3 protein-coding genes are annotated in these 2,798 nt (G+C 40.7%); all 3 read right to left on the bottom strand.

Features of this window, described 5'->3' with window-relative positions; genetic code table 11:
- Positions 1–322: hypothetical protein (locus tag F6K51_RS35885; protein WP_293030595.1), on the bottom strand; the 322-nt coding region annotated here is incomplete at its 3' end.
- Positions 323–330: 8 nt separating this feature from the next.
- Positions 331–1,662 carry a cytochrome P450 gene (locus F6K51_RS35880; protein ID WP_293030591.1) on the bottom strand — a complete coding sequence of 444 codons (1,332 nt, stop codon included), beginning with the start codon at positions 1,660–1,662 and terminating at the stop codon, positions 331–333.
- 110 nt (positions 1,663–1,772) lie between these two features.
- Positions 1,773–2,798, bottom strand: a 1,026-nt coding sequence (locus F6K51_RS35875; RefSeq protein ID WP_293030589.1) for an alpha/beta fold hydrolase, incomplete at its 5' end; no start/stop codon positions are given.

The raw sequence follows: 2,798 nt of genomic DNA, 5'->3' as shown, positions 1-2,798 counted from the left end.
GATAGGTTTTTGCCTCTAATAAGTTATCAAGATTTATCTCCTGCTTACCTAGATCGACTTCAATAAAACCAATACCATGTTTTTTGGCTTGACAGACAACCTTTATGGGACTAAACAATTTCTTTACCAATCTCCCTCCTAAAATTGGTACGCTATCAACTATTTGTTGACATGCTTTTTTCAGTCTGCGAGCATCAATTCTATTTTGGTACCAACTGATCGTCCCATAATAAGGACTAAACTTTCCAGCTGTGATATCAAAATTTGAAAGCTTATACTCACAATCTACAGTGCTATTCGTTATTAATTCTAGGTTTTCCATAATAGCTGTTAGGCAGGAATCATATACATTGGAGAAGGTGCAACAGTAAAGGCGCTACGTACAGGCTTGATAACACGGTTATCAGGTAGGGCTAGTTTTAGGTTAGTCAGAATTGTCGCCAGGATTAATTTCATTTCAAACAAAGACAACGCATATCCAATACACCGACGGCTTCCGCCACCAAAAGCCACAAATTCATAAGCTGAAAACTGTCGGTCTAAAAAACGCTCTGGTCTAAAATGATTCGGTTCTGGATATAAATCTTCTTGCCTGTGGGTCAAATATATACAAGGCAAAATGTATGTACCTGGCTCAAAGTGGTAGCCCATAATTTCTATAGGCTCTTGGGCAATACGATACGCTCCCAAAATGGTGGGTGGGTATATACGTAGGGTCTCGTGACAGACTGCATTCAAATATGGAAGCTTAGTAATCGCACTTGAATCTGGATTATCGCCAAGAGTGTCTAACTCAGCCATAAGCTTCTCATAGACCTGTGGTAAGCGGTGAATCCAGTACAATGCCCAGGTTATACTCATGGAGGTTGTTTCATGACCTCCTAGTAACAATATCATTAAATCGTCACGCAACTCCACATCTTTCATCGGCTCGCCTTGCTCGTCGCGAGCTTTCATCATTAAGCTCAGGATATCTTCACCTAATAAAGCTGGATTATCCTGACGTCGCTTAATTTCAGCATAAATTATGTCATCAACCTGCTGGCGAAGGCGCACAAAACGTCCCCATAAACTCCAAGGCCCCCAATCTTGCTGTAGGGCATGGAAGTACAAAACAGTAGAAGTCAAAGGACTACTCATCAAATTCAGAAGTGAAATAAATGTTTGGTTAAGCTGTTGGAAGCGAGCTTCTTCATTTACCCCAAAAATAGCACGTATAATAAATTGCAGTGAAATATCTTGCATCGAAGCCTGGACGTGAAACTGTTCTCCTTTTTTCCACTGCGTCATTTGTTGCTTAGTAATGTCACAAATTAACTGACTATAAGCTCGCATCCGCTCACCATGAAAAGCAGGCATTAACATTTTTTTTCGATGTTTGTGAAGATCGCCATCTAACAAGGGTAGTGCATTTTCACCTGAAAAAGCGGTTGGTAACTCTTTCATAGCTTCCCCTGTATTAAATGTTTGTGGGTTGGCTGTAAATATCGTCTTCATAGCTTGGGGATGACTGACAAACACCGTTGGAGGATAGTTCAAAAAACGTATTGTAAACATATCTCCATAGCGTTTAGCACAATCCTCTAAGTAATTGAGAGGATTAACAATGATATTAATAGACTGTAGTAATGCTGGTGTTTTTGGCCCATCAGGAAATTTCATTATTCTTCTCCTATTTTTGTATTTATGGACGGGTTTATAATTTAATCTGGGATAAATTTAACGGTGTTGTGGAGTGCTGAGTGCACCACCACACCGCCTTAAAAATAAGCCTACGGACGCTCCATAGGGTTAGCTGTTTGTGCTTTTTCTAAGGAGGATTTTAACTTTTCGGCTAGAGCACCAATGTATGGCTCTGTCATAATTGTCAGATGGTCTCCTGGAACAGGATGAAGTTCTACTTTTCCAGCAGAAAACTTACTCCACCCCCACATTGGGTCGTTTTTTCTACTGTCGTACAGGAGCCTATAAATATCCACACTAGGAGCAAGTTCTATTGGCACTTCCTCACTAGCTCGCAAGAGAGTAATCTGAGTTGGATAAACCTCCTGTGGAACGTAGCAAGCATTTTGATTTGCTTTAGCCACTTGAATAAGACCGCGAATTTGCTTAACTCCAGTTTCAGGAGGGAAAAGATTCACCTTTTGAAATTGCTCGTTAACATAGTTCAATTGATCATCAAAAGTTAGCTGTTGGAGAAACTCGTATGATACATCAATGTTTTTTCCAAACATACGGCCAAATATACCAGCAATGCTAGTTAGCATTTTTGCACTATTCCAATCTAGATCTAGCTTATGGCTGCTAGATTCTAATTTATCCGTATCTGGTGCATGCATATCTAGAACAGCGAGTAGAGCTATCTCATCCCCCTGCTTTTGTAATTGCTGGGCGACTTCAAAAGCCACTAATCCACCAAAGGAATGCCCCCCTAAAAAGTATGGACCTTCTGGTTGAATGGACTTTATTAATCCAATGTAGTGGGCTGCCATATCCTCAACTCGTGTGAAAGGTTCTGATTCTCCATCAAGACCAACAGCTTGCAACGCATAGAACGGTTGCTCTTGACCTAGATAGCATGACAAGTGATAAAAGTAAAGAACATTACCGCCTCCTCCGGCTATGCAGAAGAAGGGAGGCTTAGAACCAGACGTTTGAATCGGTACTAGCGAAGACCAGGAAATATACTCTTGTTCCTCGCGGAGAACCGTTGCCAGTTTTTCAATGGTCTGACCTTGAAATAAGGTTGCTAAGGATAAATTTCTTTGAAACTGTTCTTCAATTTGAGCCATCAAGCG

The organism is Moorena sp. SIO3I8 (genome assembly GCF_010692325.1).
GTDB lineage: Bacteria > Cyanobacteriota > Cyanobacteriia > Cyanobacteriales > Coleofasciculaceae > Moorena.
Note: the sequence above shows the minus strand (reverse complement) of the source record. Positions and strands in the feature narration are given on the sequence as shown.